The sequence below is a fragment of the Streptomyces sp. NPDC026246 genome (assembly GCF_055567995.1).
In genome coordinates this window covers 76,679-101,489 of sequence record NZ_JBVHPJ010000008.1, presented here as the reverse complement: position 1 = coordinate 101,489, position 24,811 = coordinate 76,679, and the positions used below count along the sequence as shown (strand labels likewise).

The following is a 24,811-nucleotide window of genomic DNA, read 5'->3' as shown; positions in this document are numbered from 1 at the left end:
GACAGTCGGTCGCGTGGCACCATCGGCCGGGTGAGCACGCCCAGCACCGTCGACCGCGCCTTCGCCTCCGCCCTCTACGAGACCGGCGAGACGGCCCTGGACACCGGCGCGTCCCTGCTGGCCGCCGACCGCGCGGCCGACGCCGAACTCGCCCGGCGCGGGCAGGAGTTCGTGGCGGCCGCCTGGCGCCGGGGCTGGCAGCCCGCCGACGTCGTACGTGTCGTCCGGCGCGAGCTGGACGAGGTGCACGTACGGCTCGCGGCGGAGCTGATCCGGGCCCAGCGGGGTGCCGACCGGCCGCGCGGACGGCGCTGGAGCGCCCAGCTCGCCGCACTGCCGGCCGACCCGCCGCCCCGCACCGACCGCTTCTCGTACGCCACGGCCGTCCTGGAGCTGTACCGGCTGCTGCTGCGCCTGCCCCCGCTGGAGGTGCTGGACGAGCAGCCCGGGGGCGCGCACACCGAGTCCCGCATGCTGACCCGCATCCGTGCCCTGCTCGCCAAGGCGGAGGCCACCGGCTTCCCGGAGGAGGCGGAGGCGCTCAGCGCCAAGGCGCAGGAGCTGACGGCCCGGTACAGCGTCGACGAGGCGCTGCTCGCGGCGCGGGCGCCGTCGCCCGAGACGCCCGGGGCGTGCCGGATCGGGGTGGAGCCGCCCTACGAGGAGACCAAGGCGGTGCTGCTGGACGCCGTCGCCACGGCCAACCACTGCCGGGCGGTGTGGAACGAGGCACTGGGCTTCTCCACGGTCGTCGGGTTCGAGACCGACTTGGAGGTGGTCGAGCTCCTGTACACCTCCCTGCTGGTGCAGGCCACGACCGCGATGACCACGGCGGAGGTGGCCCAGCGCGCAGCTGGGCGCAAGCGCACCAAGACATTCCGCCAGTCCTTCCTTGCGGCCTACGCCCACCGCGTCGGCGTCCGCCTCGCCGCGGCGGCCGAGACGCAGGTGACCGACGACCTGCTGCCGGTCCTGGCCTCCCGCGAGGTCGCCGTCACCGGACGGCTGGACCGGATGTTCCCGGAGACGACCACGACCCGGCTGCGCTCGGTACGCGACGCGGCGGGCTGGACGGAGGGCGCCCGGGCGGCGGACCGGGCCCAGGTCCGCCACCGGCCACGACTGGACTGACCTGCGGGCGGGCCTCCGGGGCGGCCGGGGCGCCCACGGTCCGCCACCGGCCACGACTGGACTGACGCGCGGGCGGCCTCCGGGGCGGCCGGGGCGCCCACGTCCGCCACCTCTCGCGGCCACTTGCCCCGCCTCGGCCACCGGGCGATCCTGCCGTCCGCTCGGTGCGGCCGTGCTCAGTCCCCCGAGGTCTCGAACCCGCTCACCGTGGCGTCCGCGAGGTCGCCGTCCTCCGGGTGGGCCACCGGGCCGTAGGACCACTTCAGTTCGTGCGCGTCCTTCGGCGCGCCGGGCAGCGTGAAGGACGCCGCGTGCACGATCAGGCTCTTCGCGGGGTCGGCCTCGCCGCGGACGTAGGTGATCGTGAAGGACGTCGTGGCGTCCTTGCCGAGGGTGAGCGGCTGGGCCTGGGCGCCCTCCTCGGGGAGCACGTTCGTCGTGCTGTCCTCGGCCAGGAGGTCCACGGCGGGGAAGCCCTTCAGGGTGCACGGTTCGCCCTGGTTGGTGAGGGTGACCGTGACGTTGCCGGTGTCGCCGGCCGCCGGGGCGGCGCCCGCCCCGACCTCGACGTCCATGGCGCGCAGCGCGCAGGCCGCCGGGCCGTTGGACGGGTCCGTGTTCTTCGTGTCGTCGGCGCTGTCGCCGCCGCCGCTGCCGCAGGCGGTCAGCAGGAGGGTCGCGGAGAGGGCGGCGGCCAGGGTGACGGGCAGGGTGCGCATGAGGTCCTCTGGGCGTGATGAGCGGAAGGGGCTTCGGCTCCCCGGAACAGAAAGGGCTTCGGCTCCCCGGAAAGAAGGGGCTTCGCCTCCCTGGAACGGAAGGGGCTTCGGCTCCCTGGATCATCACGCACCGGGATGCCGCGCGGGCACGCACCCCCGCCGAATCCCCCGAACGCCGGACGGGCCGCGGCGCCCGGAGGCGTACCGCGGCCCGTCGTCGCGCCGCCGGGCGGCTACTGCGCGTCGAGGCTCGCCGTCGGCAGACCCGTGGGCAGCTTGCCGCCCTCGGCCTTGGTGTAGGTCTCGGTGCCCACGCCGTTCTCCCAGGTGACCTTCATGCTGGTCCCGGTGACCGAGTCGACCGTGCCGGTGCTCCGGCCCTTGGAGCCGTCCGCGCACTTCAGGCGGATCGTCCTCGTCCCGGACTCCTCGCCCGCGGTGCCGCTGCACACACCCCCGCCGGTGGCGAACAGCGCGGCCTGCTTGCCGGTGATCACCAGGGCCACGGCTTTGCCGTCGGTCGTCGCGAGCCAGCTGCCGGCCAGTTCGCCGCCGGCCTCGTCGCCGGAGCCGGAGTCCGACCCGGACGACCCGGACCCGGAGTCGCCGCCCGTGCCCGCCGACGCCGAGGCGGACGGGCTCGACGCCGGGTCGTCCCCGGAGCCGCCGTCGCCGCTGCACGCGCTCAGCGCGAGCGCCCCCACCAGCCCCGCGACCGCCGCCGCGACGCGCACGGCGCCGGAGCGACGCGAGAAGATCACCGAAGTCACTGCAAGCCCCCAAGCTGTAGCCGATCGGCGGGCCGGTCCCGGAGAACCGGTCGGCCGGACCCATGGCCGGAACGATCGCAGCAAGCTACCAGGGCCCGTCAAGGGGCCCCGGGGACGCCCGTCACCAGGACGACTTGCGCACACCGGGCAGAAACCCCGCGTGCGCCTGCTCCCGCAGACCGACCCGGGACAGCCCGAACGCCCGGAAGTACCCGCGAGGCCGCCCGTCCACCTGGTCGCGGTTGCGCAGGCGCGTGGCGCTCGCGTCCCGCGGCTGCCTGTGCAACTCGGCCTGTGCGGCGGTCCGTTCGGCCTCGGTGGACGAGGGCCGCCGGACGATCTCCTTCAGCTCGGCGCGCCGGGCGGCGTGCCGCGCGACGACCTCCTTGCGCCGCTCGTTCTTCGCGATCTTGCTCTTCTTCGCCATCAGACCCGCACTCCCCGGGCCCGGATCCGGGCGACGGCCGCCTCGACGCCGATCGTGTCGACGGTCCTGATCCCCCTGGCGCTCAGCCGGAGCCGCACGTACCGGCTCTCGCTCGGCAGCCAGTAGCGCTTGGACTGGACGTTCGGGTCGAACCGGCGGGACGTGCGCCGGTGCGAGTGCGAGATGCGGTGGCCGAACCCGGGGCGGGCCCCGGTCAGCATGCAGTGCGCGGACATGGTGGTGACGTACCTCTCATCCCAGGCGATGTAAATGGAATTCATTTTCAGTAGCATAGCGGCATGGCTCGCAACGAACTCCGGCCGGTCATCAAGCTCCGGTCCACCGCCGGGACCGGTTTCACCTACGTGACCCGCAAGAACCGCCGCAACGACCCGGACCGACTGACCCTGCGCAAGTTCGACCCGGTCGCCGGCCGCCACGTCGACTTCCGAGAGGAGCGCTGACCATGCGCGAGGGCATCCACCCGGCGTACGGGCCGGTCGTCTTCCGCGACCGCGCCGCCGACTACGCCTTCCTCACCCGCTCCACCATGACGAGCGAGAAGACGATCGAGTGGGAGGACGGCAACACCTACCCCGTCGTCGACGTCGAGATCTCCGACGTCAGCCACCCCTTCTACACGGGCACCGCCCGGGTGCTGGACACCGCGGGCCGCGTCGAGCGCTTCGAGCGCCGGTACGGGAAGAAGGGCTGACGCCGTGTCCGAGCTCCCCGAGCCCGAGCTTCCCGTCGTGATCGTCGGCGGGCTGCACGCCGGCGCCCGCAGGTCGGCCGTCGCGCGGCTGCTCGCCGACGTGCCCGGCGCCGTGGTCCTTCACCACGACCTGTCGACGGCGGCCTCCGGCACGGTCGTACGGACCGTCCGGGACGCCGCCGGGCTCCTCGACACAGGCGAGACCCCGCTCGCCGACGACTGCGCGTGCTGCGCCCTGCGCGAGGACCTGGTGCCCGAGCTGGAACGGCTGCGGGACGCCGGAGCCACTCGGCTCGCGATCGTCGAACTGTGGGACTCCGTCGAGCCCAAGGCCATGGCCGAGGTCGTCGCGGCCGGGGGGCTCACCGTCACCGGTGTGATCACCGCCGTCGACCCGGCCCTGGTCCTGCCGTACCTGGCCGACGGCGACGACCTGGCCGACGGCGGCCTGGCCGCGGCCGCCACCGACCGGCGCACGGTCGCCGACACGTTCGCGCGTCAGCTGGAGTACGCCCCCGTCCTCGCGGTCGCCGACTCTCCCGAGGCCGACGACGAGGATCGCGAACTGCTCGCCCAACTGCACCCCACCGCCCGGCAGGTGCCCCTCGCGCCGCCGGACCCGGTCTCGCCGGCCCGCCCCGGCCGGCCGGACGCCGCCGCCTCCACGGACACGGCCCTGGCCCGGGCCGCCCTGGCCGGTTTCGACGTCGAGGCGGCCGCCGCCGCCCAGCACCCCGCCTGCGCCCTGCTGCCCGTCGAGGCCGACGCCCACGGCGTGACCACCCTGGTGTGGAGCAGTCGCCGCCCCTTCCACCCCGAGCGGCTCTACGCCGCGCTGGAGGACCTGACCTGCGCGGCCGCCCGCAGCCGGGGGCGGTTCTGGCTCGCCGACAAGCCGGACACGCTGTTCCACTGGGACGCGGCGGGCGGGGCCCTGTGCGTGGAGAGCGCCGGGCCGTGGCTGGCCTCGCTGCCGGACGCGGCCTGGGAGACGGTGCCGCCGGTACGCCGGGCCGCCGCCGCGCTGGACTGGCACCCCGAGCACGGCGACCGCGGCCAGCACCTGGTCTTCACCTCGCCCGGCCTCGACCGGGAGGGCCTGGTGCGGCTGCTGGAGTCCTGCCGGCTCACCGACGCCGAATACGCGGCCGGGCGCGCGGCCTGGCAGCGCCTGCCGCACGCCTTCGACACCCTCCTGGAGGTCTGAACCGCCATGCCCCGCAAGCCCGACCGCACGCCCGCCCGGAACCGGCCCAACCCCCTGGACCGGACAGGCGTCACGTACGTCGACTACAAGGACACCGATCTGCTGCGGACGTTCCTCTCCGACCGCGGCAAGATCCGCAGCCGCCGGGTCACCCGCGTCTCGGCGCAGCAGCAGCGGCAGATCGCCGTGGCGGTCAAGAACGCGCGGGAGATGGCGCTGCTGCCCTACGCCGCTCGCTGAACACATCACGGATCCGGGTGAGGTTCCCCACGCTTGACGCGTGGGGGACCTCTTGCTCGTGCCGGGCTCCGCGCGGCGGCCTGCCCGGCGGGCCGCCCGAAGGGGCCGGGCGGCTGGTCGCCCGGCCCGGGCGGGCCGTCCGGCGGACAGCGGGGAAAGCGCTTCGAGCGGCCGGCCCGGTACTGTGCGCCGGGTGGAAAGCGGACGCCGGGCCGAGCCGGGCCGGGCACGGGCGGATGACGGCCGGATGGTCCGTGCGGCGCATTCGTGCCTGCTCACGCGGGTGCCCGGCCCTTCCGGATGCGGTCGCAGGGCGCGGCTCACCCGCCGCACAGCCGTCCGGTGGCACGGCGAGCGGATGCTCCGCATCCCTTGGATAGCGCCCGGCCCGCCGTATTCGGCCCCGGACCGGGGGAACGCGACCCGCGTCAGCGGCGTCAGACAAGCAAGAGCTTTCGGTAAAGCGGTCGTCAAAGCTGTAACCGCGGGACCACCCCGCGTGCACGTGCATCTGCCTCTGCATCTGCACATGAACAGAGCTATGATCCGGGTCAGTTGACCGCTGCATCAATGGCCACACCAGCCAGTGCACCACCGGGGAGCGACCTGTGGACCACGACGCGTACAACGGGATGGCGGCCACCAGGCTGAGCGGTGTGGCCTGGCAGAAGAGCCGGCACAGCAACTCGCAGGGATCCTGTGTGGAGTTCGCCCGGCTGCCGGGCGGTGATGTGGCGGTGCGCAACTCCCGCTTCCCCGACGGTCCCGCGCTGGTCTACACCCGTGCCGAGATCGAGGCGATGCTGCTCGGTGTGAAGGACGGGGAGTTCGACCATCTGGTCGGCGGATGACAGCGATGTCGGCCCCGGTGAGCCGCCCGGGGCGCCGGTCGGGCCGCCGGTCGCTGTGACGCGCGTAGAACCGCGACGCGAGGAGGCGCCGCGGTTTCTCAGCCGCCGGCCGGACCGGAGCCGGTGTGCGGGAGCCGGAACAGCGCCCACACCACCTTGCCGCTGAGGGCGCCCGCGAGCGGGTGCCAGCCCCAGCTGTCGCTGAAGGAGTCGACGAGGAACAGTCCGCGTCCCGACTCGGCCGAGCAGTCGTCGGTCTCCCGGGCGACCGGACTGTCGTGACTGGGGTCGCGCACCGCGCACACCAGCCGCTCGGTCCACCGCATCAGGTGCAGCCGCACCGGGGGTTCGCGGCGGGCGGCGCACAGGGTGCTCGCGGGCAGCCCGTGCCGCAGGGCGTTGGTGACGAGTTCCGAGACCACCAGGCAGACGTCGTCGAAGCGGTCGCCCAGGTCCCACTGGTCGAGGGTTCTGCGGGTGAACCGGCGTGCCTCGCCCACCGCTTCGAAGCGGGCCGGCAGTGCGCAGGAGGCGGCGTGGGACACGGCCGCGGGGTCCAGCGGCGGAAGGCCCTGCCGTAACGGCTCGAGCATGGTCGATCCATTCGTCCCCATGCGAGGCACTCCCGGGTGTTCGCGGTCGGTGCGATGCAGCGGTGGTGCGGGACCATGGTTTCGGATGCGTACAGCAGATGCAAGGGCAGATGCACGTGCAGGTGACCGGAATGCGACGTCCCGTACCGCTTCTTGGTCAATTTTTCCGTCAACTTGACGTCGCACTATGGCCGTTCACCTACCTCTTCCTTCCGGCCGCGCGCGTGCGCCGACTGTCTCGATTCCGTTTCCGTAACCGGACGAGTACTGCTCGAAGTGTTTTAGTGGCAGACTTCGGCCCCTGGAACCGTTGGGGAGGCTGGCGAACGTGAGCGCGGGAGAGCCGGGATCGGTGGTGCGGCGCATGCTGCTCGGATCACAACTCAGGCGACTGCGTGAGGCGCGGGGCATCACGCGCGAGGCGGCGGGCTACTCGATCCGCGCCTCCGAGTCGAAGATCAGCCGGATGGAGCTGGGCCGGGTGAGCTTCAAGACCAGGGACGTCGAGGACCTGCTGACGCTGTACGGCATCACGGACGAGCAGGAGCGCTCCTCGCTGCTGTCGCTCGCCAAGGAGGCCAACGTCGCGGGCTGGTGGCACAGTTACTCCGACGTGCTGCCGAGCTGGTTCCCGACCTACGTCGGCCTGGAGGGCGCCGCCTCGCTGATCCGGGCGTACGAGGTGCAGTTCGTGCACGGCCTGCTGCAGACCGAGGCCTACGCGCACGCGGTGGTCCGGCGGGGCATGCAGGGAGCGAGCGAGGCCGACGTCGAGCGGCGCGTGGCGCTGCGTCTGGAGCGGCAGAAGCACCTGGTGGCCGAGCGGGCGCCCGACTTCCACATCATCCTGGACGAGGCCGCGCTGCGCCGCCCCTACGGCGACCGCGAGGTGATGCGCGGCCAGCTCCAGCACCTCATCGACATCTCGGAGCGGCCCAACGTGCGCCTGCAGGTGGTGCCGTTCAGCCTCGGCGGGCACTCCGGGGAGAGTGGCGCGTTCACGATCCTCAGCTTCCCCGAGTCGGACCTGTCGGACGTGGTGTACCTGGAGCAGCTCACCAGCGCGCTGTACCTGGACAAGGCCGAGGACGTCGCCCATTACGAGCGGGCGCTCAAGGAGCTCCAGCGCGACAGCCCCGGCCCTGCCGAGAGCCGGGACCTTCTGCGGGGTCTCCTCCAACTCTCCTGAAACATCAGTACGATGACGCGTGATCAGATCGCGGGGAAGCGATCGAAGGTCTCAGGGATCGAGGGATCACATGTCGTCGTCCTGCTTCACCGAGCTCGCACAGCAGTACATCGACGGTGAGTGGCGCCCGGGCACCGGCTCCTGGGACATCATCGACTTCAACCCCTACGACGACGAGAAGCTGGCGTCGATCACCATCGCCACGGCTGACGAGGTCGACGAGGCGTACCGGGCCGCCGCCCGCGCCCAGCAGCAGTGGGCGGCGACCAACCCCTACGCCCGCCGCGCGGTCTTCGAGAAGGCGCTGCGGCTCGTCGAGGAGCGCGAGGCCGAGATATCCGAGGCCATCATCGCCGAGCTCGGCGGCACGCGTCTGAAGGCCGCCTTCGAGCTGCACCTTGCCAAGGAGTTCCTGCGCGAGGCGGTCCATCTGGCCCTCGTCCCCGCCGGGCGCATCATCCCCTCGCCCGTGGACGGCAAGGAGAACCGCGTCTACCGGGTGCCGGTCGGCGTGGTGGGGGTGATCAGCCCGTTCAACTTCCCCTTCCTGCTGTCGATCAAGTCCGTCGCCCCGGCCCTGGCCCTCGGCAACGCCGTGGTCCTCAAGCCGCACCAGAACACGCCGATCGTCGGCGGCTCCCTGGTCGCCAAGCTCTTCGAGGACGCGGGACTGCCCGGTGGCCTGCTCAACGTCGTCATCACCGACATCGCCGAGATCGGGGACGCCTTCATCGAGCACCCGGTCCCGAAGGTCATCTCCTTCACCGGCTCCGACCAGGTCGGCCGGCACGTCGCCACCGTGTGCGCGCGCCAGTTCAAGCGGTCCGTGCTCGAACTGGGCGGCAACAGCGCGCTGGTGGTCCTGGACGACGCCGACCTGGACTACGCCGTCGACGCCGCGGTCTTCAGCCGGTACGTCCACCAGGGCCAGGTCTGCATGGCCGCCAACCGCGTCCTGGTCGACCGCTCGGTGGCCGAGGAGTTCACCGAGAAGTTCGTCGCCAAGGTCAAGGGCCTCAAGACGGGCGATCCGCGCGACCCGGAGACCGTGATCGGCCCGGTCATCAACTCCTCGCAGGCCGAGGCGCTCGCGGGCGTGGTCGAGCAGGCGCTGGCCGAGGGCGCCACCGCCCTGGTGCGCGGCGGACGGACCGACAACCTCGTCGAGCCGTCCGTGCTGACCGACGTGCCCGCCGGCTCCGCCCTGCTGCGGCAGGAGGTCTTCGGGCCGGTCGTCTTCCTGGTGCCGTTCGACGGCGAGGAGGAGGCCGTGCGCCTGGTCAACGACAGCCCGTACGGCCTGAGCGGCGCCGTGCACACCGGGAACGTCGAGCGGGGCGTGCGGTTCGCCCAGCGGATCGACACCGGCATGTTCCACGTGAACGACGGCACGGTGCACGACGAGCCGATCGTCCCCTTCGGTGGCGAGAAGGCCTCGGGCCTCGGCCGTCTCAACGGCGAGACGATGCTGGACGCCTTCACGACCACCAAGTGGATCTCGGTGCAGCACGGGCGCAGCGGCTTCCCGTTCTGATCCGCCGCCGCTCCCGCGGGCCTTGCGGACAGCACCTGACCGCAAGGGTGCGTAGCGTCGTCGGTGTGCGGGGGAGAGGCCCCCGGTCACGGCGGAAGGCGGCGGTCATGGTCACTCACGTTCCCGCGGAGGCACCCGGCGACGAGCGCGGAGCGCTGCTGTCCTTCATCGCCGAGCAGCGGGGCGGCATCCGCCGGGCGCTGCTGGGCCTGACGCAGGAGCAGGCGACGTCCCGTCCCAGTGCGAGCGAGCTGTCCCTGGCCGGACTGCTGAAGCACGTGGCGGAGGTGGAGCAGGGCTGGATCGCCCGTGCCAAGGGGGAGCCGCCCGCCGTCCACCGGGACGAGTCGAACTGGGACGAGTGCTTCCGGCTGATCGGCGACGAGAGCGTGGAGTCGCAGCTCGCGTACTACGAGAAGGTGGCCGCCGGCACCGAGGCGTTCATCCGCGAGGTGCCGTCCCTCGACGACACGTTCCTGCTGCCGGCGACGTCCTGGAACCCCAAGGACGAACGGCTGTCCATGCGCTGGCTCTGCCTGCACCTGATCCGCGAGACGGCCCGGCACGCCGGTCACGCGGACATCATCCGCGAGTCGCTGGACGGCGCGACGGCCTTCGAGCTGGTGGCGAAGGAGCAGGGCAGCGCCTGGGGCTGACCTCGCCCGTCCTACGCTGGCCCCATGTCAGCGATCCGTCTCCTCGTGCTCGGCGCGGTCCGCATGCACGGGCGGGCCCACGGCTACCAGGTGCGCAACGACCTGGAGTACTGGGGCGCCCACGAGTGGTCCAGCGCCAAGCCCGGCTCGATCTACCACGCGCTGAAGCAGATGGCCAAGCAGGGCCTGCTGCACGCGCACGAGGTCGCCCCGTCCACGGCCGGCGGCCCGCCGCGCACCGAGTACGAGCTCACCGGGCAGGGCACCGAGGAGTACTTCCGGCTGCTGCGTGAGTCGCTGGTCACCTACGACCAGCGCGGGGACGTGAAGACGGCGGCCGTCGGCTTCGTGGTGGACCTGCCCCGGGCCGAGGCGGTGGCCCTGCTGAAGGAACGGACGCTGCACATCGAGCAGTGGCGGGCCGCCGTCCTGGAGCACTACGCGCCGGAGGAGGGGCCGCAGCAGCTCGGCCACATCGGGGAGATCATGAACATGTGGGTCCACACGGCCGACTCCGAGGCCGAGTGGACCCGCGGGCTGATCGAGCGCATCGAGAACGGCGCCTACACCTTCGCCGACGAGGGCGACCCGTTCGTGGGCGTCCTGGCCGAGGACGAGGAGAACCCGTACGCGACGGGGGAGCGCCATCCCGGGGATTCCCACTAATCAAGTTTGACGAATGACGATCGCGGGGATATCTTCGAGCACGTAGTCAAGTTTGACTAGCAGAGGAGGCTCAGTGGCCGACGCGGCGATCACCGTCGAAGGCGTGCACAAGAGGTACGGCGAGAAGAAGGCGCTGGACGGGCTCGGCCTCACGGTCGCGCGCGGCACGGTGCACGGGGTGCTCGGACCGAACGGCGCGGGCAAGACCACCCTGGTCCGGGTCCTGTCCACGCTGCTGCGGCCGGACGCGGGCCGGATCGTGGTGGCTGGCCACGACGTGGTCCGCGAGGCGTACGCCGTGCGGCTGCGCATCGGCCTGCTCGGGCAGAACGCCGCGCTCGACGAGGAGCTCGGCGGCCGGCAGAACCTGGAGCTGTTCGGCCGGCTGCACCACCTGGGCGCGAAGGGGGCCCGCGCGCGGGCCGGCGAACTCCTGGAGCGCTTCGGCCTGGCCGGCACCGGCCGCAAGCCGGTGGGCCAGTACAGCGGGGGCATGCGACGCCGGCTCGACCTGGCCGCCTCCCTGATCACCGACCCGGAGGTGCTGTTCCTGGACGAGCCGACCACCGGCCTCGACCCGCGCGGGCGGGCCGAGGTGTGGGAGTCCGTCCGCGCCCTGGTCGGCGGCGGGACGACGGTGCTGCTCACCACCCAGTACCTGGAGGAGGCCGATCAGCTCGCCGACCGGATCAGCGTCGTCGACAGCGGGCGCGTCATCGCCGAGGGCACGGCCGACGAACTGAAGGCCGAGACCGGTGGCGACCGCATCGACGTGGTGCTGCGGGACGCGGGACAGCTGGGCGCGGCCGTCGCCCTGCTGCCCCTCGCCGACGTGGCCGTCGACCCCGACCGCCGTCTGCTGAGCGCCCCGGTCACCGACCGCATGGAGGCCCTGGCCGGTGTCGTACGGGCCCTTCGGGAGGCCGGGATCGAGGCGGAGGACGTCGCCCTGCGCCGCCCGACGCTGGACGAGGTGTTCCTGCACCTGACCGGGGACGGCCACCGAGTGAAGGAGGCCGCGTGACCGCGCACGCCCTGACCGACTCCTGGACCATGACCCGCCGTGAGCTCGCCCGCTGGCAGCGGCAGCCCGTCCAGCTGGCCGTCAACCTGGTCTTCCCGGTGATGCTCCTGCTCATGTTCGGCTACCTGGTGGGTGGCGGGCGCGGCGTGGGCGGCGAGTACCGCGACTACCTGATCCCGGGCATGCTCGCGCTCACCATGGCCTTCGGCCTGGAGGGCACGATGCTCGCCGTCACACAGGACCTGAACAAGGGGGTGATCGACCGGTTCCGGTCGATGCCGATGGCCGACGGGGCCGTGCTGGTCGGCCGCTCGGCCGCCGACATGCTCCAGTCGGCGCTGGCCCTGCTGGTGCTGATCGGCGTGGGCGTGGCCCTCGGCTGGCGGCCCGGCGGCGGTCCGGCGGCCCTCCTCGCCGCCCTGGGCCTGCTGCTGCTGTTCCGCTTCGCGATGCTGTGGATCGGCATCCACCTCGCCCTGGTGGCCGGCAGGCCGGAGATGGTGCAGGCCGTGCAGATCCTGGTCTGGCCGGTCGGCTTCCTGTCCAACGCCCTGGCCGCGCCCGGCTCCATGCCCGGCTGGCTGGGCACGGTGGTCGAGTGGAACCCGATGTCCCACACGGCCACGGCCGTACGGGACCTCTTCGGCGCCCCCGGCGCGGAGTCCGGGCACGTCTGGGCGGCGGTCGCCTGGCCCCTGGCCCTGCTGGCGGTGTTCTTCCCGCTGGCGGTGCGCAGGTTCGCGCGGCTGAGCCGGTGAACACCGGCGTCCGGGGCGGCCCGGACAATAGGCCCTAGTGGTGGAAGCTGGTCGCCGCGCCCCTGTCCCGGGTCAGCGGGTGCGGCTGCCGGCGCAGGTCGGGCAGCAGCCGTTCCAGGTCCTGCGCGAGCAGGTCGGCGAGGTCGGCGGAGAAGCCGTTGCGGCACACCACCCGCAGCACGGACAGGTCCTGACGGTTCTCCGGGAAGGTGTAGGCGGGCACCAGCCAGCCGTGCTCGCGCAACCGCCGTGACACGTCGAACACGTCGTACGCCGTCACGTCCGGCGCGGTCGTGAAGGCGAACACGGGCAGCTGGTCGCCGCGGGTCAGCAGCCGGAAGTCGCCGAGCGCCTCGATCCGCGCGGCCAGCCCCGTCGCCACGTCCCGCGCGGCCTGCTGCACGGCCCGGTAGCCGTCCCGGCCCAGCCGCAGGAACGTGTAGTACTGCGCCACGACCTGGGCGCCGGGCCGCGAGAAGTTCAGCGCGAACGTCGGCATGTCACCGCCCAGGTAGTTCACCCGGAACACCAGCTCCTCCGGCAGCGCCTCGGCGTCCCGCCACAGCGCCCAGCCGACGCCCGGGTAGACCAGGCCGTACTTGTGCCCCGAGGTGTTGATCGACGTCACCCGCGGCAGCCGGAAGTCCCACACCAGGTCCTCGTCGAGGAAGGGCGCGACCATCGCGCCGGACGCCCCGTCGACGTGCACCGGGACGTCGAGCCCGGTGCGCTCCTGCAGCGCGTCCAGCGCGGCGCACAGGTCGGCGACCGGCTCGTAGGACCCGTCGAAGGTGGAGCCGAGGATGCCCACGACCCCGATGGTGTTCTCGTCGCACAGCTCGACCGCCGCCTGCGGGTCCAGGTGGTAGCGCTCGCCCTCCATGGGGACCAGCCGCGCCTCCACCTCCCAGAAGTTGCAGAACTTCTCCCAGCAGACCTGCACGTTCACGCCCATCACCAGATTGGGCCGGGCTCCCGGGTACCGGTCCGCGTTGCGCTGCGCCCAGCGCCGCTTCAGGGCCATGCCGGCGAGCATGCAGGCCTCGCTCGACCCGGTCGTGGAGCAGCCCACGGCCGCGGCCGGGTCGGGCGCGTTCCACAGGTCGGCGAGCATCGCCACGCAGCGCCGCTCCAGCTCGGCCGTGCGCGGGTACTCGTCCTTGTCGATCATGTTCTTGTCCCGGCACTCCGCCATCAGCAGCCCGGCCTCCGGCTCCATCCAGGTGGTGACGAAGGTGGCGAGGTTCAGCCGCGCGTTGCCGTCGAGCATCAGCTCGTCGCGCACCAGCTGATGGGCGGTCATCGGGGCCATCGGCTGGTCGGCGAGCCGGTGGGTGGGCGGGGCCTCGGCCATGTCGCCGACCGGGTTGGCGGGACCGTAGAACGGGTTGACGGACATGCGCTGCTCGCCGGAGCGGCGGGGACCTTCGTGGAGCGGCACGGGTGCCTCCAAGGGGTGGGTTGCGACGGGGGTGGGTGTGTCGGGGGCTTCAGCGGACCGGGGAGCCGTCCTCGCGCAGCTGCATCTGCGGCCGGCCCGTGACCAGCAGCCAGGCCGGCAGGGAGGCGACGCACAGGAGGGTGAGGATCGACGGGGAGGTGACCAGCACCGCGGCGACGAAGAGGCTGACCCAGCCCTGCCGGGTGATCGCCAGCAGCACGCCGAGCACCGCGGCGGACACCCCGACCGAGGGGTGCACCCCGTCGACGAGGGCGTGGGCGCCCAGGCCGAGGGCGGTGCCGACGAACACGGCCGGGAAGATGCGCCCGCCGCGGAAGCCGCAGGAGGCGGCGACGAGCAGCGCGGCCAGCTTCACGACCGTCAGCACGGCGTACTCCCCGGCACCGCGGGCGTCAGGGTCCCGCGCCAGCACGGCGATCTCGTCGAGCCCCTTGAACAGCGTCAGGTGGCCGCCCAGCGCCGCCAGAAGGCCCAGCACGGCCCCGCCCGCCGGGAGCATCAGCATCGGGTGCCGCAGCCGGCGGAAGGCGGCGTGGACGTAGGGGAACGCGTACACCGCGCCCATGGTGAGCAGCGCGCCGAGCGAGGCGACCACGACGGCCGCCGCCAGATCGGCCCAGCCGGGGCGCCCGAGGGGCGGCAGGCCGAGGTCGAAGCTCGGGCGGTCGATGAGGGAGACGGTCAGGGAGCCGGCCGCGGCGGCGGTCAGCGGCGCGAACAGGTTGTCCCAGAGCAGGCCGCGCGTCTTCTGCCCGGCCAGCACCTCGGAGATCACCAGGGCGGCCGCCACGGGCGTGCCGAACAGCGCGCCGATGGTCGCCGCCTCGGCCAGCGCCGGCCAGATCCGGCCCGGCGCCCGCGGCACGGCCCGGCCGCCCAGCCACACCGCCAGGCCGACGTTGACGGCGATGATCGGGTTCTCCGGCCCGAGGCTGGGCCCGCCGGCCAGCATCAGCGCGGTCGCCAGCACCAGTCCGGGCAGCACCACGGGCGGCAGGACCGGGGCGTCCAGCCCGACGGTGGCCGGGTCGGGGCCGGCGTGCCCGGGCACCCGCCACACCACGAGCCCGACGGCGATCCCGGTGGCGACGAGCATCACGAACATCCAGGCCACCGAGTACCGGCCGATGCCCAGTGCGTCCGGCAGGGGCCCCCAGAGCACGTGCTCCAGCTGCTCGGCGGCGACCTCCACGCCCACCAGCACCAGGCTGGACAGGACGCCGACGGCCACGGCGGGCACGATCGAGGGCAGCAGGGTGCGAGCGGGGGTCGCCGGGGTGACGGAGGGCGCCTGCGGCTCGGAGTCCTGGACCACGGGCACACGATAAACGGATCAACCCGGACAAACGGGAAACACGCTTGCACCTCACGTGGCGTGAGGCCCGACCGTGGAGCACGGAAGACGAAGGGAGCGGAAGTGAGCTACTCCGTGGGACAGGTCGCGGGCTTCGCCGGCGTCACGGTGCGCACGCTGCACCACTACGACGACATCGGCCTGCTCGTCCCGAGCGAACGCAGCCACGCGGGTCACCGGCGCTACGGCGACGCCGACCTCGACCGGCTGCAGCAGATCCTGTTCTACCGGGAACTCGGCTTCCCGCTCGACGAGGTCGCCGCCCTGCTCGACGATCAGGCCACCGGAAAAGCAGACCCGCGCGCACACCTGCGCCGGCAGCACGACCTGCTGACCGCCCGGATCGAGAAGCTGCGCAAGATGGCGGCGGCCGTGGAGCACGCCATGGAGGCACGCACGATGGGAATCAACCTCACGCCCGAGGAGAAGTTCGAGGTCTTCGGGGACCAGGACCCCGAGCAGTACGACGAGGAGGTGCGCCGGCGCTGGGGCGGCACGACGGAGTACGCCGAGTCGCAGCGCCGCGCCGCCCGCTACACCAAGGACGACTGGACGCGCATCCAGGCCGACGCCGCCGACTGGGGCGAACGCTACGCCGCCCTGGTCGCGGCCGGCGGGCCCCCCACCGGTGAGGCGGCCATGGCCCTCGCGGAGGAGCACCGGCAGCACATCTGCACCTGGTTCTACGAGTGCTCCTACGAGCTGCACCGCTGCCTGGGCGAGATGTACGTCGCCGACGAGCGCTTCACCGCGTTCTACGACGCGATCCGCCCCGGCCTCGCCGCGCACCTCAAGGAGGCCATCGCCGCGAACGCGGACCGGCACACCTCGTGATCCCCGGCCCGGGGGTGACTCACTCCCGGGTCAGGACCACCGCGGTGCCGTAGGCGCACACCTCCGTGCCGACGTCCGCCGCCTCGGTCACGTCGAAGCGGAACGCGAGCACGCCGTTGGCCCCACGCGCGCGTGCCTGCTCCACGAGCCGTTCCATGGCCTGGTTGCGGGTCTGCACGAGCGTCTTGGTCAGGCCGCGCAGCTCGCCCCCGACCATCGACTTCAGCCCGGCGCCGATCTGGCTGCCGATGTGCCGGGAGCGCACGGTGAGGCCGAACACCTCCCCGAGCACCTCCTGCACGCGGTAGCCGGGTACGTCGTTCGTGGTGACGACGAGGACGTCGGGCTCAGGGCCCTGTCCACCGCCGTATTCGTCGATGCCCATGTCCACAGCTTTGCCCGGGACGGGCCACAGTGCATCCTGATAACCCCCATGGAACCTGGGTCGTGACGGCTGCGTTGATACGTTGAGGCAGTCAGCCCCAGCCCGTACCCCACAGCAGCAGGAGCCACATCCCCGTGACCACGCTTGCGCTCGGCCCCGAGTGGCTCAGCCCGGAGCATCTGATCTCCACGTTCAGCCTGCCCGGCATCCTGCTCATCGTCTTCGCGGAGTCCGGCCTCTTCGCGTTCCTGCCGGGCGACTCCCTGCTGTTCACGGCGGGGCTCTTCGTCGCCGAGGGCACGTACATCAGCCAGCCGCTGTGGCTGGTCTGCACCCTGATCGTGCTCGCCGCCGTCCTCGGCGACCAAGTGGGCTACATGATCGGCAAGTTCCTCGGGCCGAAGCTGTTCAGCCGGCCCAACTCCAAGCTGTTCAAGCAGGAGAACCTGGACAAGGCCCACGAGTTCATGGAGAAGTTCGGGCCCAAGGCGATCGTCCTGGCCCGCTTCGTGCCCATCGTGCGCACGTTCGCGCCCATCGTCGCCGGCGCCGGCCGCATGAAGTACCGCACCTTCCTGACGTACAACGTCATCGGCGGCATCGCCTGGGGCACCGGCGTGACCCTCGCGGGCTACTGGCTGGGCCAGATCGGGTTCATCAAGAAGAACGTCGAGGCGATCCTCGTCCTGATCGTCCTGCTCTCCCTCGTGCCGATCGTCATCGAGTACCTGCGCGAGCGGTCGAAGAAGAAGCGCGCCACGGCACAGGCCCCCGAGGAGCGGCACCAGCAGCCCCCGGCCATGGACGACGCGACGACCCAGCTGCGCCGCATCACCCCCGACGACCGCCCGCCCCACCGCCACCCGCAGCAGCAGCCCCCGCACGGCGACCGGAACGGCCATCAGGACCAGCAGTACCACGGCCAGTACCCGCAGGCCCCGAACCCGGGCTACGGCACCCAGCAGCCCTACGGCACGCAGCAGCCGTACGGCACGCAGCAGCCCTACGGCCGGCCGCAGGCCCCCCAGCAGCCCTACGGCACGCAGCAGCCCTACGGCACGCAGCAGCCCTACGGCACGCAGCAGCCCTACGGCAGCCGGCCGGGCGGCGGGCAGCAGGACCCCTACGGCAACGGCTACTGAGCGACCGCGGGACTCCGGCGACCGCCGGAGTCCCGCAGCCGGGAGCCGGTGGGCGACAGGCCCTAGAACCCCCTGGTGCGCTTCGCCGCGCGCCGCTTCTCCGCCGAGCCGATCCGCAGGAACATCCGCGAGATCTCGGACCCCAGATTGACGCCGATGGCGATCGCCATGGCCAGTGCCACCGCCTTCGACAGCGACACCAGCCCCGCGTCCACCTCGTTCTGCGCGATCGCCAGCAGCCCGAAGTACGTGGCGGAACCGGGCAGCAGCGGCCCGATCGCGGCGGTCGTGTACGGCAGGGCCGACGCGAACCGGTAGCGGGACAGCAACTGCCCGAACAGTCCCACCAGCCCCGCGGCCGCTGCCGTGGACGCCACCGGTGAGATGTCCCCGACGTAGTGCATCGCGCCGTACACGACCCAGGCGACGCCCCCGTTCAGCGTCACCCAGACGACGGTGGAGCGCTCCTGCTGGAGCAGCACCGCGAACGCCAGCGACAGCAGCATCGACGCGGCGATCATCATGACCGGGTCGTCGGAGGCGCCGAGCGCCTGGTCGGGGTTGAGCCGTGCCCCCAGCTGCACGCCGAAGTACAGCACCATCAGCACCCCGGCGACGATGCCCACGAAGAAGTACAGGACCTCCAGCAGACGGGCGGAGGCCGTGATGTAGAAGCCGGTCAGGCCGTCCTGCACGCCGGCCACCAGGGCCCGCCCGGGCAGCAGCGCGAACAGCCCACCGGTGATCACCGCCGAGGCCTTCACGTCGACATGACCGAGCGTCAGCGCGACCCCGATCGCGGCCGGCGGCATCGCCGCCACCGTGAACTGGTAGAACTCCGGCAGCCCGCGCCCCGCGCACAGCCACGCCAGCCGGTCGCCCAGCATCGCGCCCAGCGCCGCCGCGACGAACACCACCACGTCACCGCCCACGAGGACGGAGGCCGCGCCCGCCAGCAGACCGCTCGCCCCCGTCAGGGCCCAGCCGGGATACGGGTGCCGGTTGCGGCGGATCTCCGCGAGCCGCCGGTAGGCCTCCTCCAGGGAGACCGCCGTCTCGTCGTCGCTGAGGTCGTCCACCAGCTGGTACACGGCCGCCAGCCGGGTGTAGTCGGTGCCCCGGCGGCGCACGGTCCGCGACGCCGTGACCGGGTCGTCGACCAGGGACGGCTGGTAGGAGATCGCCAGCAGCGTGAACGTCACGTTGGGCTCGCAGCGGTCCAGCCCGTAGGACCGGCAGACGGCGAACATCGCCGCCTCCACGTCCTCGGCGCCCTCACCGCCCGCCAGCAGCAACTCGCCGATGCGCAGCGTCAGGTCGAGCACGCGCGGCACCGCCGGCCCGCTCTCGTCGCCGCCGCGGTGCGCGGTCTCCGGCGCGGGCCGCTCCGCCACCGGCATGCGCAGCATCGTGCGCATCCGGTCCTGCCACGGCACGTCCTTGGTCAGGCTGACCTGGGGGATGCCGTTGGGCGGTGTGAAGGCCGTGGGCGCGTGCTTGGAGCTGTAGGTGCTCGGCGGGGTGAACGCCGAGCCCTCGTGCTCCGCCGGGTGCGCCGGCTGCACGTCCAGCCCGTCCGGCACGGAGAACTCGGAGGTGGTCTCGGACTCCGGGGCGGTCGCTCTGGGAACGGCCAGCCCGTCGGGGACCGCGAACTCCGACGTCGTCGACATGTCCCCGTCGACGACCGTCTGGGCAGGAGGCTGGAAGGCACTCCTCGCCTCGTCCGACGTCGGCTTGCGGTCCTCCGCGTCCGTCACTGCCTGGCGCTCCCTGTACGACACGTCAGCCTCAGTACCCCCTGGCCTCAGTATGCGCACATACAGGCCGACGGGCCGCACGCGCAGGCGTGCGGCCCGTGGGCATCAGCGGGAGGTTCAGTGACCGCCCGACTCCTTGAAGCGCTTGTAGGACCGCTCGATCTCCGCCTCGGCGTCCGTACGGCCCACCCAGTTGGCGCCCTCGACCGACTTGCCCGGCTCCAGGTCCTTGTAGACCTCGAAGAAGTGCTGGATCTCCAGGCGGTCGAACTCCGACACGTGGTGGATGTCCCGCAGGTGCTCCACACGCGGGTCGTGCGCCGGGACGCACAGCAGCTTGTCGTCGCCGCCGGCCTCGTCGGTCATGCGGAACATGCCGATCGCGCGGCACTGGATGAGGCAGCCGGGGAACGTCGGCTCGTCCAGGATGACCAGCGCGTCCAGCGGGTCGCCGTCCTCGCCGAGCGTGTTCTCGACGAAGCCGTAGTCGGCCGGGTAGCTGGTCGAGGTGAAGAGGCGGCGGTCCAGGCGGATACGACCGGTCTCGTGGTCCACCTCGTACTTGTTCCGCGAACCCTTCGGAATCTCGATCGTGACGTCGAACTCCACCGGTGGCTCCTCCATGATCAACACATAGTTCTGGTGATTAAGTGTCCCTCACGCAGGTGTGTGATCGCGAAAGGGGCTGGTGGTCGTGCCAGAGCTGAGGCCTTGGCGAGCCGCGGGACCGCACGTGGTGCGGATCGCAGCTGCCGTACGACCCCGCCTGGCCCGGGTTGCGGCGACCGTGCGACCACGGCTCGCCCGGCTCCGGGGAGCCGGAGAACCGCAGGTCGTGCGGTCGAAGACCTGGGGCTACACCGCGGGGGCCGCGACCGCCGGGCTCGCCCTGGCGGCCGGGGTGGTGACCGCCGCCGGTCCCTGGGACTCCTCGGGCCAGCGTACGGCGGAGCGGCACCGGGCCGTGGCCCTGGACCGCCCGGGTGGCGCAGATCACGGCAGCGCCGCCGGCGCACCCGGCCGCCCCCGCCCCGCGCCGAGCGCCGGACCGGTGCTGACCGGTCTCGGCGGCGTGAGCACCGTACGCTCCGGCCCGGACGGCAAGGCCCTCGCCGACGCCCTCACGCCCCTGCTCGCGGACCCGGCGCTCGGCCCCCGGCCCGCCGCGGCCGTCGTCGACGTCACCACCGGCAGGCGCCTGTTCGGGAAGAACCCGGACACCGCGTCCACCCCCGCCTCCACGACGAAGATCGCCACGGCCGTCGCCGCGCTGTCCGCCATGGGCCCCGACCACCGGCTCACCACCCGGGCCGCGCTGGAACCCGACACGAAAGAGGTAGTCCTCGTCGGCGGCGGCGACCCCACCCTCACGGCCCGCGACAAGGCCCACGGCCAGGCCAGCCTGCGCGACCTCGCCCAGGGCACCGCCGCGGCCCTCGCCGACCGCGGCATCCGCGAGGTCACCCTCTCCTACGACACGACCCTCTACGCCGGAAGCGACCGCCACCCGATCGGCAAGAACGACAACCTCGCCCGGGTCACCCCGCTGATGGCCGACGAAGGCCGCACCGACGACTCGACGAGCGGCCCGATCGAGCGGGTGCCGGACCCGGCCGCCGACGCGGCCCGCCGGTTCGGCGACTTCCTGAAGTCCTACGGCGTCAAGACCACCGCCCCCGGCCTCTCCAAGGCCACCACCCGCGCCAAATCCCTCGCCAAGGTCTCCTCGCCGCCGCTGTCGGCCCTCGTCGAGCGCATGCTCACCCACAGCGACAACGACCTCGCCGAGGCCCTGGCCCGCCAGACCGCGATCGCCACGGGCCACCCGGCCGACTTCGCCGGCGCCGACCAGGCGATCAGCGCCCGGCTGCGCGCACTCGGCCTGCCGGTGAAGGGCGCGGCCTTCAAGGACGGCAGCGGCCTCGACCGCGCCGACCGCCTCACGCCCGGCCTGCTCACCGCGCTGCTCGCCAAGGCGGCCGACCCGTCCCACCCCGAGCTCCGCCCGGCCCTCACAGGCCTGCCCGTCGCCGGTTTCACCGGCACCCTGACCTCCCGCTACGCGGACGGGGCGTCCGGCGTGGTCCGCGCCAAGACGGGCACCCTGAGCGGCGTCAACGCCCTCGCCGGCACCCTGGTCGACGAGGAGGGCCGCCTGCTGGCCTTCGCCTTCATGACCACGGGCACCGAGGGCATCGACCCGGCGGTGACCCAGAAGGCCCTCGACCGGGTGGCCAGCGCCCTGGCGGACTGCGGCTGCGGCTGACGGAACGGGCCCCGGGCCCGCGGGTGACGCGGCCCCCGGGCAGCAGCCGCCCTTCGCCGCCCTGCCCCACCGGGCGGCGCTCACGTACGGTTGACGCATGACGAGCATCGGTGGTGCTTCAACCGGCATGGTCGACTGGAATCTCGCGGTGGCGACCGCGACCCGGCTCGTACGGCCGGGCCCCGAGGTGAGCCGCGACGAGGCGAGGGCCGTCGTCGCGGAACTGCGCCGGCACGCCAAGGCCTCGGAGGAACACGTCCGGGGCTTCACCCGGCTCGGTACCGAGGAGGGGCACGACACCCCCGTCCTCGTCGTCGACCGGCCGGGCTGGGTGCGCGCGAACGTCGCCGGGTTCCGGGAGATCCTCAGGCCCCTGCTGGACAAGATGCAGGAGCGGCGCGGCAGCAGCGCGGGCAGCGCGGTCATGGGCGCCGTCGGCGGCAAGGTCACCGGCGTCGAACTCGGCATGCTGCTGTCCTTCCTGGCCTCCCGCGTCCTCGGCCAGTACGAGACCTTCGCCCCCGCGACCCGCGAACTCCCCGGCAGCAGCGGCGGCGGCCGGCTCCTGCTCGTCGCCCCGAACATCGTCCACGTCGAGCGCGAACTCGACGTCGACCCGCACGACTTCCGGCTCTGGGTGTGCCTGCACGAGGAGACGCACCGCACGCAGTTCACCGCCGTGCCCTGGCTGCGCGACCACCTCGAGGGCGAGGTCCAGGCGTTCCTCGCGGAGACCGACGTCGACCCCATGACCGTCCTCGAACGGGTCCGCGAGGCCGCGCAGAGCCTCGCCGGGGGCCGCCCCGAGGCCGAGGAGGACGACGGCGGCCGCTCCCTCGTGGAGATCGTGCAGACCCCCGCCCAGCGCGAGATCCTCGGCCGCCTCACGGCCGTGATGTCCCTGCTGGAGGGGCACGCGGACTTCGTGATGGACGGCGTCGGCCCGTCCGTGGTCCCCTCCGTCGGCGAGATCCGGGAGAAGTTCCAGCAGCGCCGCGCCAAGGGCGCCTCCCGCCTCGACCTCGCCCTGCGCAAGCTGCTCGGCCTGGACGCCAAGCTCCGCCAGTACCGCGACGGCGAACGGTTCGTGCGGGCCGTCGTGGACGAGGTCGGCATGGACGGCTTCAACCGCGTGTGGACCTCGCCCAACACCCTCCCCACCAAGGCGGAGATCGCCAAACCGGCGGACTGGGTCACGCGGGTGCACCGCAAGGCCGAGTAGTGAAGCGGGCGTCCAGGTCGTGAAGGAGAGCCCGCCGACGGCAGGCGAACGCCCCACCAATCACCCGTCCGAGGGACCGTGAGCCAGGGGTAGGCGTGCAATGCTCGGGGAACGGCCCGCTTCTGTCACCATCTACACACTCTGCGTGACCGACACGCGGGCTCACCCCCCGAAAACTTCATGAAGGGAACCGGACATGGGTCCCCATCCTGCGGTCGCGGCGATACGCCTGGCGGTCCGCCGCGTCCTCCACGACCTCCTCACCGAAGTGCACCGCGCCCCCGCCGCGGTCCCGCACGCCCTCCCGCACGACCGGCCGCCCCGGCCGCTCGTGCTCGTGGCGTGCTCCGGCGGCGCCGACTCCATGGCCCTCGCCTCCGCCGTCGCCTTCGAGTCCCCCAAGCTCGGCATCAGGGCCGGCGGCATCACCGTCGACCACGGCCTGCAGACCGGCTCCGACGTGCGCGCCGCGGAAGTCGTCCAGCGCATGCGCGAACTCGGCCTCGACCCCGTCGACTCCGTCGCCGTCAGCGTCGGCCGCGCCGGCGGGCCCGAAGCCGCCGCCCGCGACGCCCGCTACGCCGCCCTCGACACCGCGGCCGAACGCCACGGCGCAACCGCCGTCCTGCTCGGACACACCCGCGACGACCAGGCCGAGACCGTCCTGCTCGGCCTCGCCCGGGGATCCGGCACCCGCTCCCTGTCCGGAATGGCCGCGGTCTCGGGGGCCGGCGGCCGTTACCGGCGCCCCTTCCTGGAGCTCGACCGGCAGACCGCCCGCAAGGCGTGCATGGTCCAGTCCCTGCCCGTATGGGACGACCCCCACAACGCCGACCCGGCCTACACCCGCTCCCGGCTGCGCCACGAAGGTCTGCCCGCCCTGGAGAAGGCCCTCGGCAAGGGCGTCGTCGAGGCACTCGCCCGTACGGCCCAGCTGTCCCGTGACGACGCCGACGCCCTGGACTCCTGGGCCTCCCAGGTCGAGTCCACCGTGCGCGACGCCACGGGGCAGCTGGAATGCGCCAAGCTCTACGCCCTGCCGCCCGCCGTGCGCCGCCGCGTCCTGCGCCGGGCCGCCGTCGCGGCCGGGGCACCGGCCGGATCGCTGTTCGCCCGCCACATCGAGGAAGTCGACCGGCTGATCACCGGCTGGCGGGGTCAGGGAGCCATCAACCTCCCCGGCAAGGTCGTGGCCCGGCGGCAGGGTGGCAGACTGGTGATTCGGCAAGGCTGAAGCACCGCCCTCCGCACCCGCGGAGGAGAGGACCGCTCAGCCGGTGGGACGACCGAAAGTGATGCGGGTGGACGCGAAAGACATGGGTGCCGACCTCGAGAAGGTGCTCATCACCAAGGAACAGATCGACGCCAAGCTGGCCGAGCTGGCCGAGAAGATCGACGCGGAGTACGCGGGCAAGGACCTGCTGATCGTCGGCGTCCTCAAGGGCGCGGTGATGGTCATGGCCGACCTCGCGCGGGCGCTGTCCACCCCCGTCACCATGGACTGGATGGCCGTATCCTCGTACGGGGCGGGCACCCAGTCCTCCGGTGTGGTGCGGATCCTCAAGGACCTCGACACCGACATCAAGGGCAAGCACGTCCTGATCGTCGAGGACATCATCGACTCCGGCCTGACCCTGTCGTGGCTGCTCTCCAACCTCGGCTCGCGCGAGCCCGCCTCCCTCAAGGTGTGCACGCTGCTGCGCAAGCCCGAGGCCGCGAAGGTCGCCATCGACGTGGAATGGGTCGGCTTCGACATCCCCAACGAGTTCGTCGTGGGCTACGGCCTCGACTACGCCGAGAAGTACCGCAACCTCCCGTTCGTCGGTACGCTCGCGCCCCACGTGTACGGCGGCTGAACACCCGGCCGGGGTGCCGTGACGGTGATCGGGAACCCCGGCGGGCTTCC

At 72.6% G+C, this 24,811-nt stretch carries 28 protein-coding genes; 18 read left to right on the top strand and 10 right to left on the bottom strand.

Translation table 11 applies throughout. The annotated features are described in order from the left end of the window. Positions 1 to 30 precede the first annotated feature (30 nt). Entirely contained in the window at positions 31 to 1,131 is a 1,101-nt protein-coding gene (locus ACZ4M5_RS21035) for a DUF2786 domain-containing protein (RefSeq protein WP_467738928.1), read from the top strand. Positions 1,132 to 1,307: 176 nt separating this feature from the next. Here ACZ4M5_RS21035 and ACZ4M5_RS21030 read toward each other — a convergent pair whose 3' ends face one another. From ACZ4M5_RS21030 to rpmB, 4 genes are all read right to left on the bottom strand, one after another. Further along, positions 1,308 to 1,850: a DUF4232 domain-containing protein gene (locus ACZ4M5_RS21030; RefSeq protein WP_467738926.1), complete on the bottom strand. Its 543-nt coding sequence runs from the start codon at positions 1,848 to 1,850 to the stop codon at positions 1,308 to 1,310. Positions 1,851 to 2,083: 233 nt separating this feature from the next. Further along, positions 2,084 to 2,611, bottom strand: coding sequence for a hypothetical protein (locus tag ACZ4M5_RS21025; RefSeq protein WP_467738924.1), 528 nt, complete (start codon positions 2,609 to 2,611; stop codon positions 2,084 to 2,086). Between the two features lie 130 nt (positions 2,612 to 2,741). Next, entirely contained in the window at positions 2,742 to 3,047 is a 306-nt protein-coding gene (rpsN, locus tag ACZ4M5_RS21020) for a 30S ribosomal protein S14 (RefSeq protein WP_467738922.1), read from the bottom strand. Then, on the bottom strand, positions 3,047 to 3,283 hold the full coding sequence (gene rpmB / locus ACZ4M5_RS21015) for a 50S ribosomal protein L28 (RefSeq protein WP_467739446.1): 237 nt from the start codon (positions 3,281 to 3,283) through the stop codon (positions 3,047 to 3,049). Before rpmB ends, rpsN begins: the two co-directional genes overlap by 1 nt. 63 nt (positions 3,284 to 3,346) lie before the next feature. Between rpmB and rpmG the strand changes: the two genes are divergently transcribed. From rpmG to ACZ4M5_RS20990, 5 genes are all read left to right on the top strand, one after another. Next, on the top strand, positions 3,347 to 3,511 hold the full coding sequence (gene rpmG / locus ACZ4M5_RS21010) for a 50S ribosomal protein L33 (protein ID WP_003991959.1): 165 nt from the start codon (positions 3,347 to 3,349) through the stop codon (positions 3,509 to 3,511). 2 nt (positions 3,512 to 3,513) lie between these two features. After that, positions 3,514 to 3,762, top strand: a complete 249-nt coding sequence (locus ACZ4M5_RS21005; RefSeq protein ID WP_369198432.1) for a type B 50S ribosomal protein L31 — start codon at positions 3,514 to 3,516, stop codon at positions 3,760 to 3,762. A gap of 4 nt (positions 3,763 to 3,766) precedes the next feature. Then, entirely contained in the window at positions 3,767 to 4,969 is a 1,203-nt protein-coding gene (locus tag ACZ4M5_RS21000; RefSeq protein ID WP_467738919.1) for a CobW family GTP-binding protein, read from the top strand. A gap of 6 nt (positions 4,970 to 4,975) precedes the next feature. Beyond that, the gene (gene rpsR / locus ACZ4M5_RS20995; protein ID WP_467738917.1) at positions 4,976 to 5,209 is read left to right on the top strand and encodes a 30S ribosomal protein S18; all 234 of its coding nucleotides are present in this window, start codon (positions 4,976 to 4,978) and stop codon (positions 5,207 to 5,209) included. Between the two features lie 632 nt (positions 5,210 to 5,841). Beyond that, entirely contained in the window at positions 5,842 to 6,060 is a 219-nt protein-coding gene (locus ACZ4M5_RS20990) for a DUF397 domain-containing protein (protein ID WP_467739444.1), read from the top strand. A gap of 98 nt (positions 6,061 to 6,158) precedes the next feature. Here ACZ4M5_RS20990 and ACZ4M5_RS20985 read toward each other — a convergent pair whose 3' ends face one another. After that, positions 6,159 to 6,674, bottom strand: a complete 516-nt coding sequence (locus tag ACZ4M5_RS20985; protein ID WP_467738915.1) for an ATP-binding protein — start codon at positions 6,672 to 6,674, stop codon at positions 6,159 to 6,161. Positions 6,675 to 7,017: 343 nt separating this feature from the next. Between ACZ4M5_RS20985 and ACZ4M5_RS20980 the strand changes: the two genes are divergently transcribed. The 6 genes from ACZ4M5_RS20980 (at position 7,018) to ACZ4M5_RS20955 (ending at position 12,480) form a co-directional block, all read left to right on the top strand. Continuing rightward, positions 7,018 to 7,842 carry a helix-turn-helix domain-containing protein gene (locus ACZ4M5_RS20980; protein WP_467739442.1) on the top strand — a complete coding sequence of 275 codons (825 nt, stop codon included), beginning with the start codon at positions 7,018 to 7,020 and terminating at the stop codon, positions 7,840 to 7,842. A gap of 70 nt (positions 7,843 to 7,912) precedes the next feature. Then, positions 7,913 to 9,376, top strand: a complete 1,464-nt coding sequence (locus ACZ4M5_RS20975) for an aldehyde dehydrogenase family protein (RefSeq protein ID WP_467738913.1) — start codon at positions 7,913 to 7,915, stop codon at positions 9,374 to 9,376. A gap of 107 nt (positions 9,377 to 9,483) precedes the next feature. Continuing rightward, positions 9,484 to 10,032 (top strand): DinB family protein, encoded by a 549-nt coding sequence (locus ACZ4M5_RS20970; protein WP_467738911.1) that lies wholly within the window; start codon positions 9,484 to 9,486, stop codon positions 10,030 to 10,032. Positions 10,033 to 10,056: 24 nt separating this feature from the next. Further along, a complete protein-coding gene (locus ACZ4M5_RS20965; protein ID WP_467738909.1) occupies positions 10,057 to 10,698 on the top strand; it encodes a PadR family transcriptional regulator in 642 nt (213 codons plus the stop codon). Positions 10,699 to 10,771: 73 nt separating this feature from the next. Then, a complete protein-coding gene (locus ACZ4M5_RS20960) occupies positions 10,772 to 11,722 on the top strand; it encodes an ATP-binding cassette domain-containing protein (RefSeq protein ID WP_467738907.1) in 951 nt (316 codons plus the stop codon). Further along, positions 11,719 to 12,480: an ABC transporter permease gene (locus ACZ4M5_RS20955; protein WP_467738905.1), complete on the top strand. Its 762-nt coding sequence runs from the start codon at positions 11,719 to 11,721 to the stop codon at positions 12,478 to 12,480. Before ACZ4M5_RS20960 ends, ACZ4M5_RS20955 begins: the two co-directional genes overlap by 4 nt. A gap of 34 nt (positions 12,481 to 12,514) precedes the next feature. On the opposite strand, the gene ACZ4M5_RS20950 is transcribed toward ACZ4M5_RS20955, so the two are convergent. Both ACZ4M5_RS20950 and ACZ4M5_RS20945 read right to left on the bottom strand, forming a co-directional pair. After that, positions 12,515 to 13,921: a glutamate decarboxylase gene (locus tag ACZ4M5_RS20950; RefSeq protein WP_467738903.1), complete on the bottom strand. Its 1,407-nt coding sequence runs from the start codon at positions 13,919 to 13,921 to the stop codon at positions 12,515 to 12,517. A 49-nt stretch (positions 13,922 to 13,970) separates the two neighbouring features. Then, a complete protein-coding gene (locus ACZ4M5_RS20945) occupies positions 13,971 to 15,257 on the bottom strand; it encodes an ion channel protein (protein WP_467738901.1) in 1,287 nt (428 codons plus the stop codon). Positions 15,258 to 15,359: 102 nt separating this feature from the next. Here ACZ4M5_RS20945 and ACZ4M5_RS20940 point away from each other — a divergent pair, with 102 nt between their 5' ends. After that, entirely contained in the window at positions 15,360 to 16,130 is a 771-nt protein-coding gene (locus ACZ4M5_RS20940) for a MerR family transcriptional regulator (protein WP_467738899.1), read from the top strand. Between the two features lie 19 nt (positions 16,131 to 16,149). Here the strand turns inward: ACZ4M5_RS20940 and ACZ4M5_RS20935 are convergent, their stop codons facing one another. Then, positions 16,150 to 16,515 (bottom strand): YbjQ family protein, encoded by a 366-nt coding sequence (locus ACZ4M5_RS20935; protein ID WP_467738897.1) that lies wholly within the window; start codon positions 16,513 to 16,515, stop codon positions 16,150 to 16,152. Positions 16,516 to 16,649: 134 nt separating this feature from the next. Between ACZ4M5_RS20935 and ACZ4M5_RS20930 the strand changes: the two genes are divergently transcribed. Then, positions 16,650 to 17,657 (top strand): DedA family protein, encoded by a 1,008-nt coding sequence (locus tag ACZ4M5_RS20930; protein ID WP_467738895.1) that lies wholly within the window; start codon positions 16,650 to 16,652, stop codon positions 17,655 to 17,657. Positions 17,658 to 17,719: 62 nt separating this feature from the next. Here the strand turns inward: ACZ4M5_RS20930 and ACZ4M5_RS20925 are convergent, their stop codons facing one another. Then, complete coding sequence (locus tag ACZ4M5_RS20925; RefSeq protein ID WP_467738893.1) at positions 17,720 to 19,417, bottom strand: threonine/serine exporter family protein; 1,698 nt, start codon at positions 19,415 to 19,417, stop codon at positions 17,720 to 17,722. A 117-nt stretch (positions 19,418 to 19,534) separates the two neighbouring features. Then, on the bottom strand, positions 19,535 to 20,026 hold the full coding sequence (locus tag ACZ4M5_RS20920) for an inorganic diphosphatase (RefSeq protein WP_369198837.1): 492 nt from the start codon (positions 20,024 to 20,026) through the stop codon (positions 19,535 to 19,537). Between the two features lie 79 nt (positions 20,027 to 20,105). Here ACZ4M5_RS20920 and dacB point away from each other — a divergent pair, with 79 nt between their 5' ends. The 4 genes from dacB (at position 20,106) to hpt (ending at position 24,761) form a co-directional block, all read left to right on the top strand. Further along, on the top strand, positions 20,106 to 21,683 hold the full coding sequence (dacB, locus tag ACZ4M5_RS20915) for a D-alanyl-D-alanine carboxypeptidase/D-alanyl-D-alanine endopeptidase (RefSeq protein WP_467738891.1): 1,578 nt from the start codon (positions 20,106 to 20,108) through the stop codon (positions 21,681 to 21,683). Between the two features lie 97 nt (positions 21,684 to 21,780). Beyond that, complete coding sequence (locus tag ACZ4M5_RS20910; protein ID WP_467738889.1) at positions 21,781 to 22,905, top strand: zinc-dependent metalloprotease; 1,125 nt, start codon at positions 21,781 to 21,783, stop codon at positions 22,903 to 22,905. 196 nt (positions 22,906 to 23,101) lie between these two features. Further along, the gene (tilS, locus tag ACZ4M5_RS20905) at positions 23,102 to 24,139 is read left to right on the top strand and encodes a tRNA lysidine(34) synthetase TilS (RefSeq protein WP_467738887.1); all 1,038 of its coding nucleotides are present in this window, start codon (positions 23,102 to 23,104) and stop codon (positions 24,137 to 24,139) included. A 61-nt stretch (positions 24,140 to 24,200) separates the two neighbouring features. Further along, positions 24,201 to 24,761, top strand: a complete 561-nt coding sequence (gene hpt, locus ACZ4M5_RS20900) for a hypoxanthine phosphoribosyltransferase (protein ID WP_333932331.1) — start codon at positions 24,201 to 24,203, stop codon at positions 24,759 to 24,761. The last annotated feature ends 50 nt before the right edge of the window (positions 24,762 to 24,811 follow it).

What these genes read in the sequence shown, in the direction of transcription:
- ACZ4M5_RS21030 (WP_467738926.1), bottom strand. Translation starts at nt 1,850, where the DNA reads ATGCGCACCCTGCCCGTCACCCTGGCCGCCGCCCTCTCCGCGACCCTC.
- rpsN (WP_467738922.1), bottom strand. Translation starts at nt 3,047, where the DNA reads ATGGCGAAGAAGAGCAAGATCGCGAAGAACGAGCGGCGCAAGGAGGTC.
- rpmB (WP_467739446.1), bottom strand. Translation starts at nt 3,283, where the DNA reads ATGTCCGCGCACTGCATGCTGACCGGGGCCCGCCCCGGGTTCGGCCAC.
- rpmG (WP_003991959.1), top strand. Translation starts at nt 3,347, where the DNA reads ATGGCTCGCAACGAACTCCGGCCGGTCATCAAGCTCCGGTCCACCGCC.
- ACZ4M5_RS21005 (WP_369198432.1), top strand. Translation starts at nt 3,514, where the DNA reads ATGCGCGAGGGCATCCACCCGGCGTACGGGCCGGTCGTCTTCCGCGAC.
- rpsR (WP_467738917.1), top strand. Translation starts at nt 4,976, where the DNA reads ATGCCCCGCAAGCCCGACCGCACGCCCGCCCGGAACCGGCCCAACCCC.
- ACZ4M5_RS20990 (WP_467739444.1), top strand. Translation starts at nt 5,842, where the DNA reads ATGGCGGCCACCAGGCTGAGCGGTGTGGCCTGGCAGAAGAGCCGGCAC.
- ACZ4M5_RS20985 (WP_467738915.1), bottom strand. Translation starts at nt 6,674, where the DNA reads ATGGGGACGAATGGATCGACCATGCTCGAGCCGTTACGGCAGGGCCTT.
- ACZ4M5_RS20980 (WP_467739442.1), top strand. Translation starts at nt 7,018, where the DNA reads ATGCTGCTCGGATCACAACTCAGGCGACTGCGTGAGGCGCGGGGCATC.
- ACZ4M5_RS20975 (WP_467738913.1), top strand. Translation starts at nt 7,913, where the DNA reads ATGTCGTCGTCCTGCTTCACCGAGCTCGCACAGCAGTACATCGACGGT.
- ACZ4M5_RS20970 (WP_467738911.1), top strand. Translation starts at nt 9,484, where the DNA reads ATGGTCACTCACGTTCCCGCGGAGGCACCCGGCGACGAGCGCGGAGCG.
- ACZ4M5_RS20965 (WP_467738909.1), top strand. Translation starts at nt 10,057, where the DNA reads ATGTCAGCGATCCGTCTCCTCGTGCTCGGCGCGGTCCGCATGCACGGG.
- ACZ4M5_RS20935 (WP_467738897.1), bottom strand. Translation starts at nt 16,515, where the DNA reads ATGGGCATCGACGAATACGGCGGTGGACAGGGCCCTGAGCCCGACGTC.
- ACZ4M5_RS20910 (WP_467738889.1), top strand. Translation starts at nt 21,781, where the DNA reads ATGACGAGCATCGGTGGTGCTTCAACCGGCATGGTCGACTGGAATCTC.
- tilS (WP_467738887.1), top strand. Translation starts at nt 23,102, where the DNA reads ATGGGTCCCCATCCTGCGGTCGCGGCGATACGCCTGGCGGTCCGCCGC.
- hpt (WP_333932331.1), top strand. Translation starts at nt 24,201, where the DNA reads ATGCGGGTGGACGCGAAAGACATGGGTGCCGACCTCGAGAAGGTGCTC.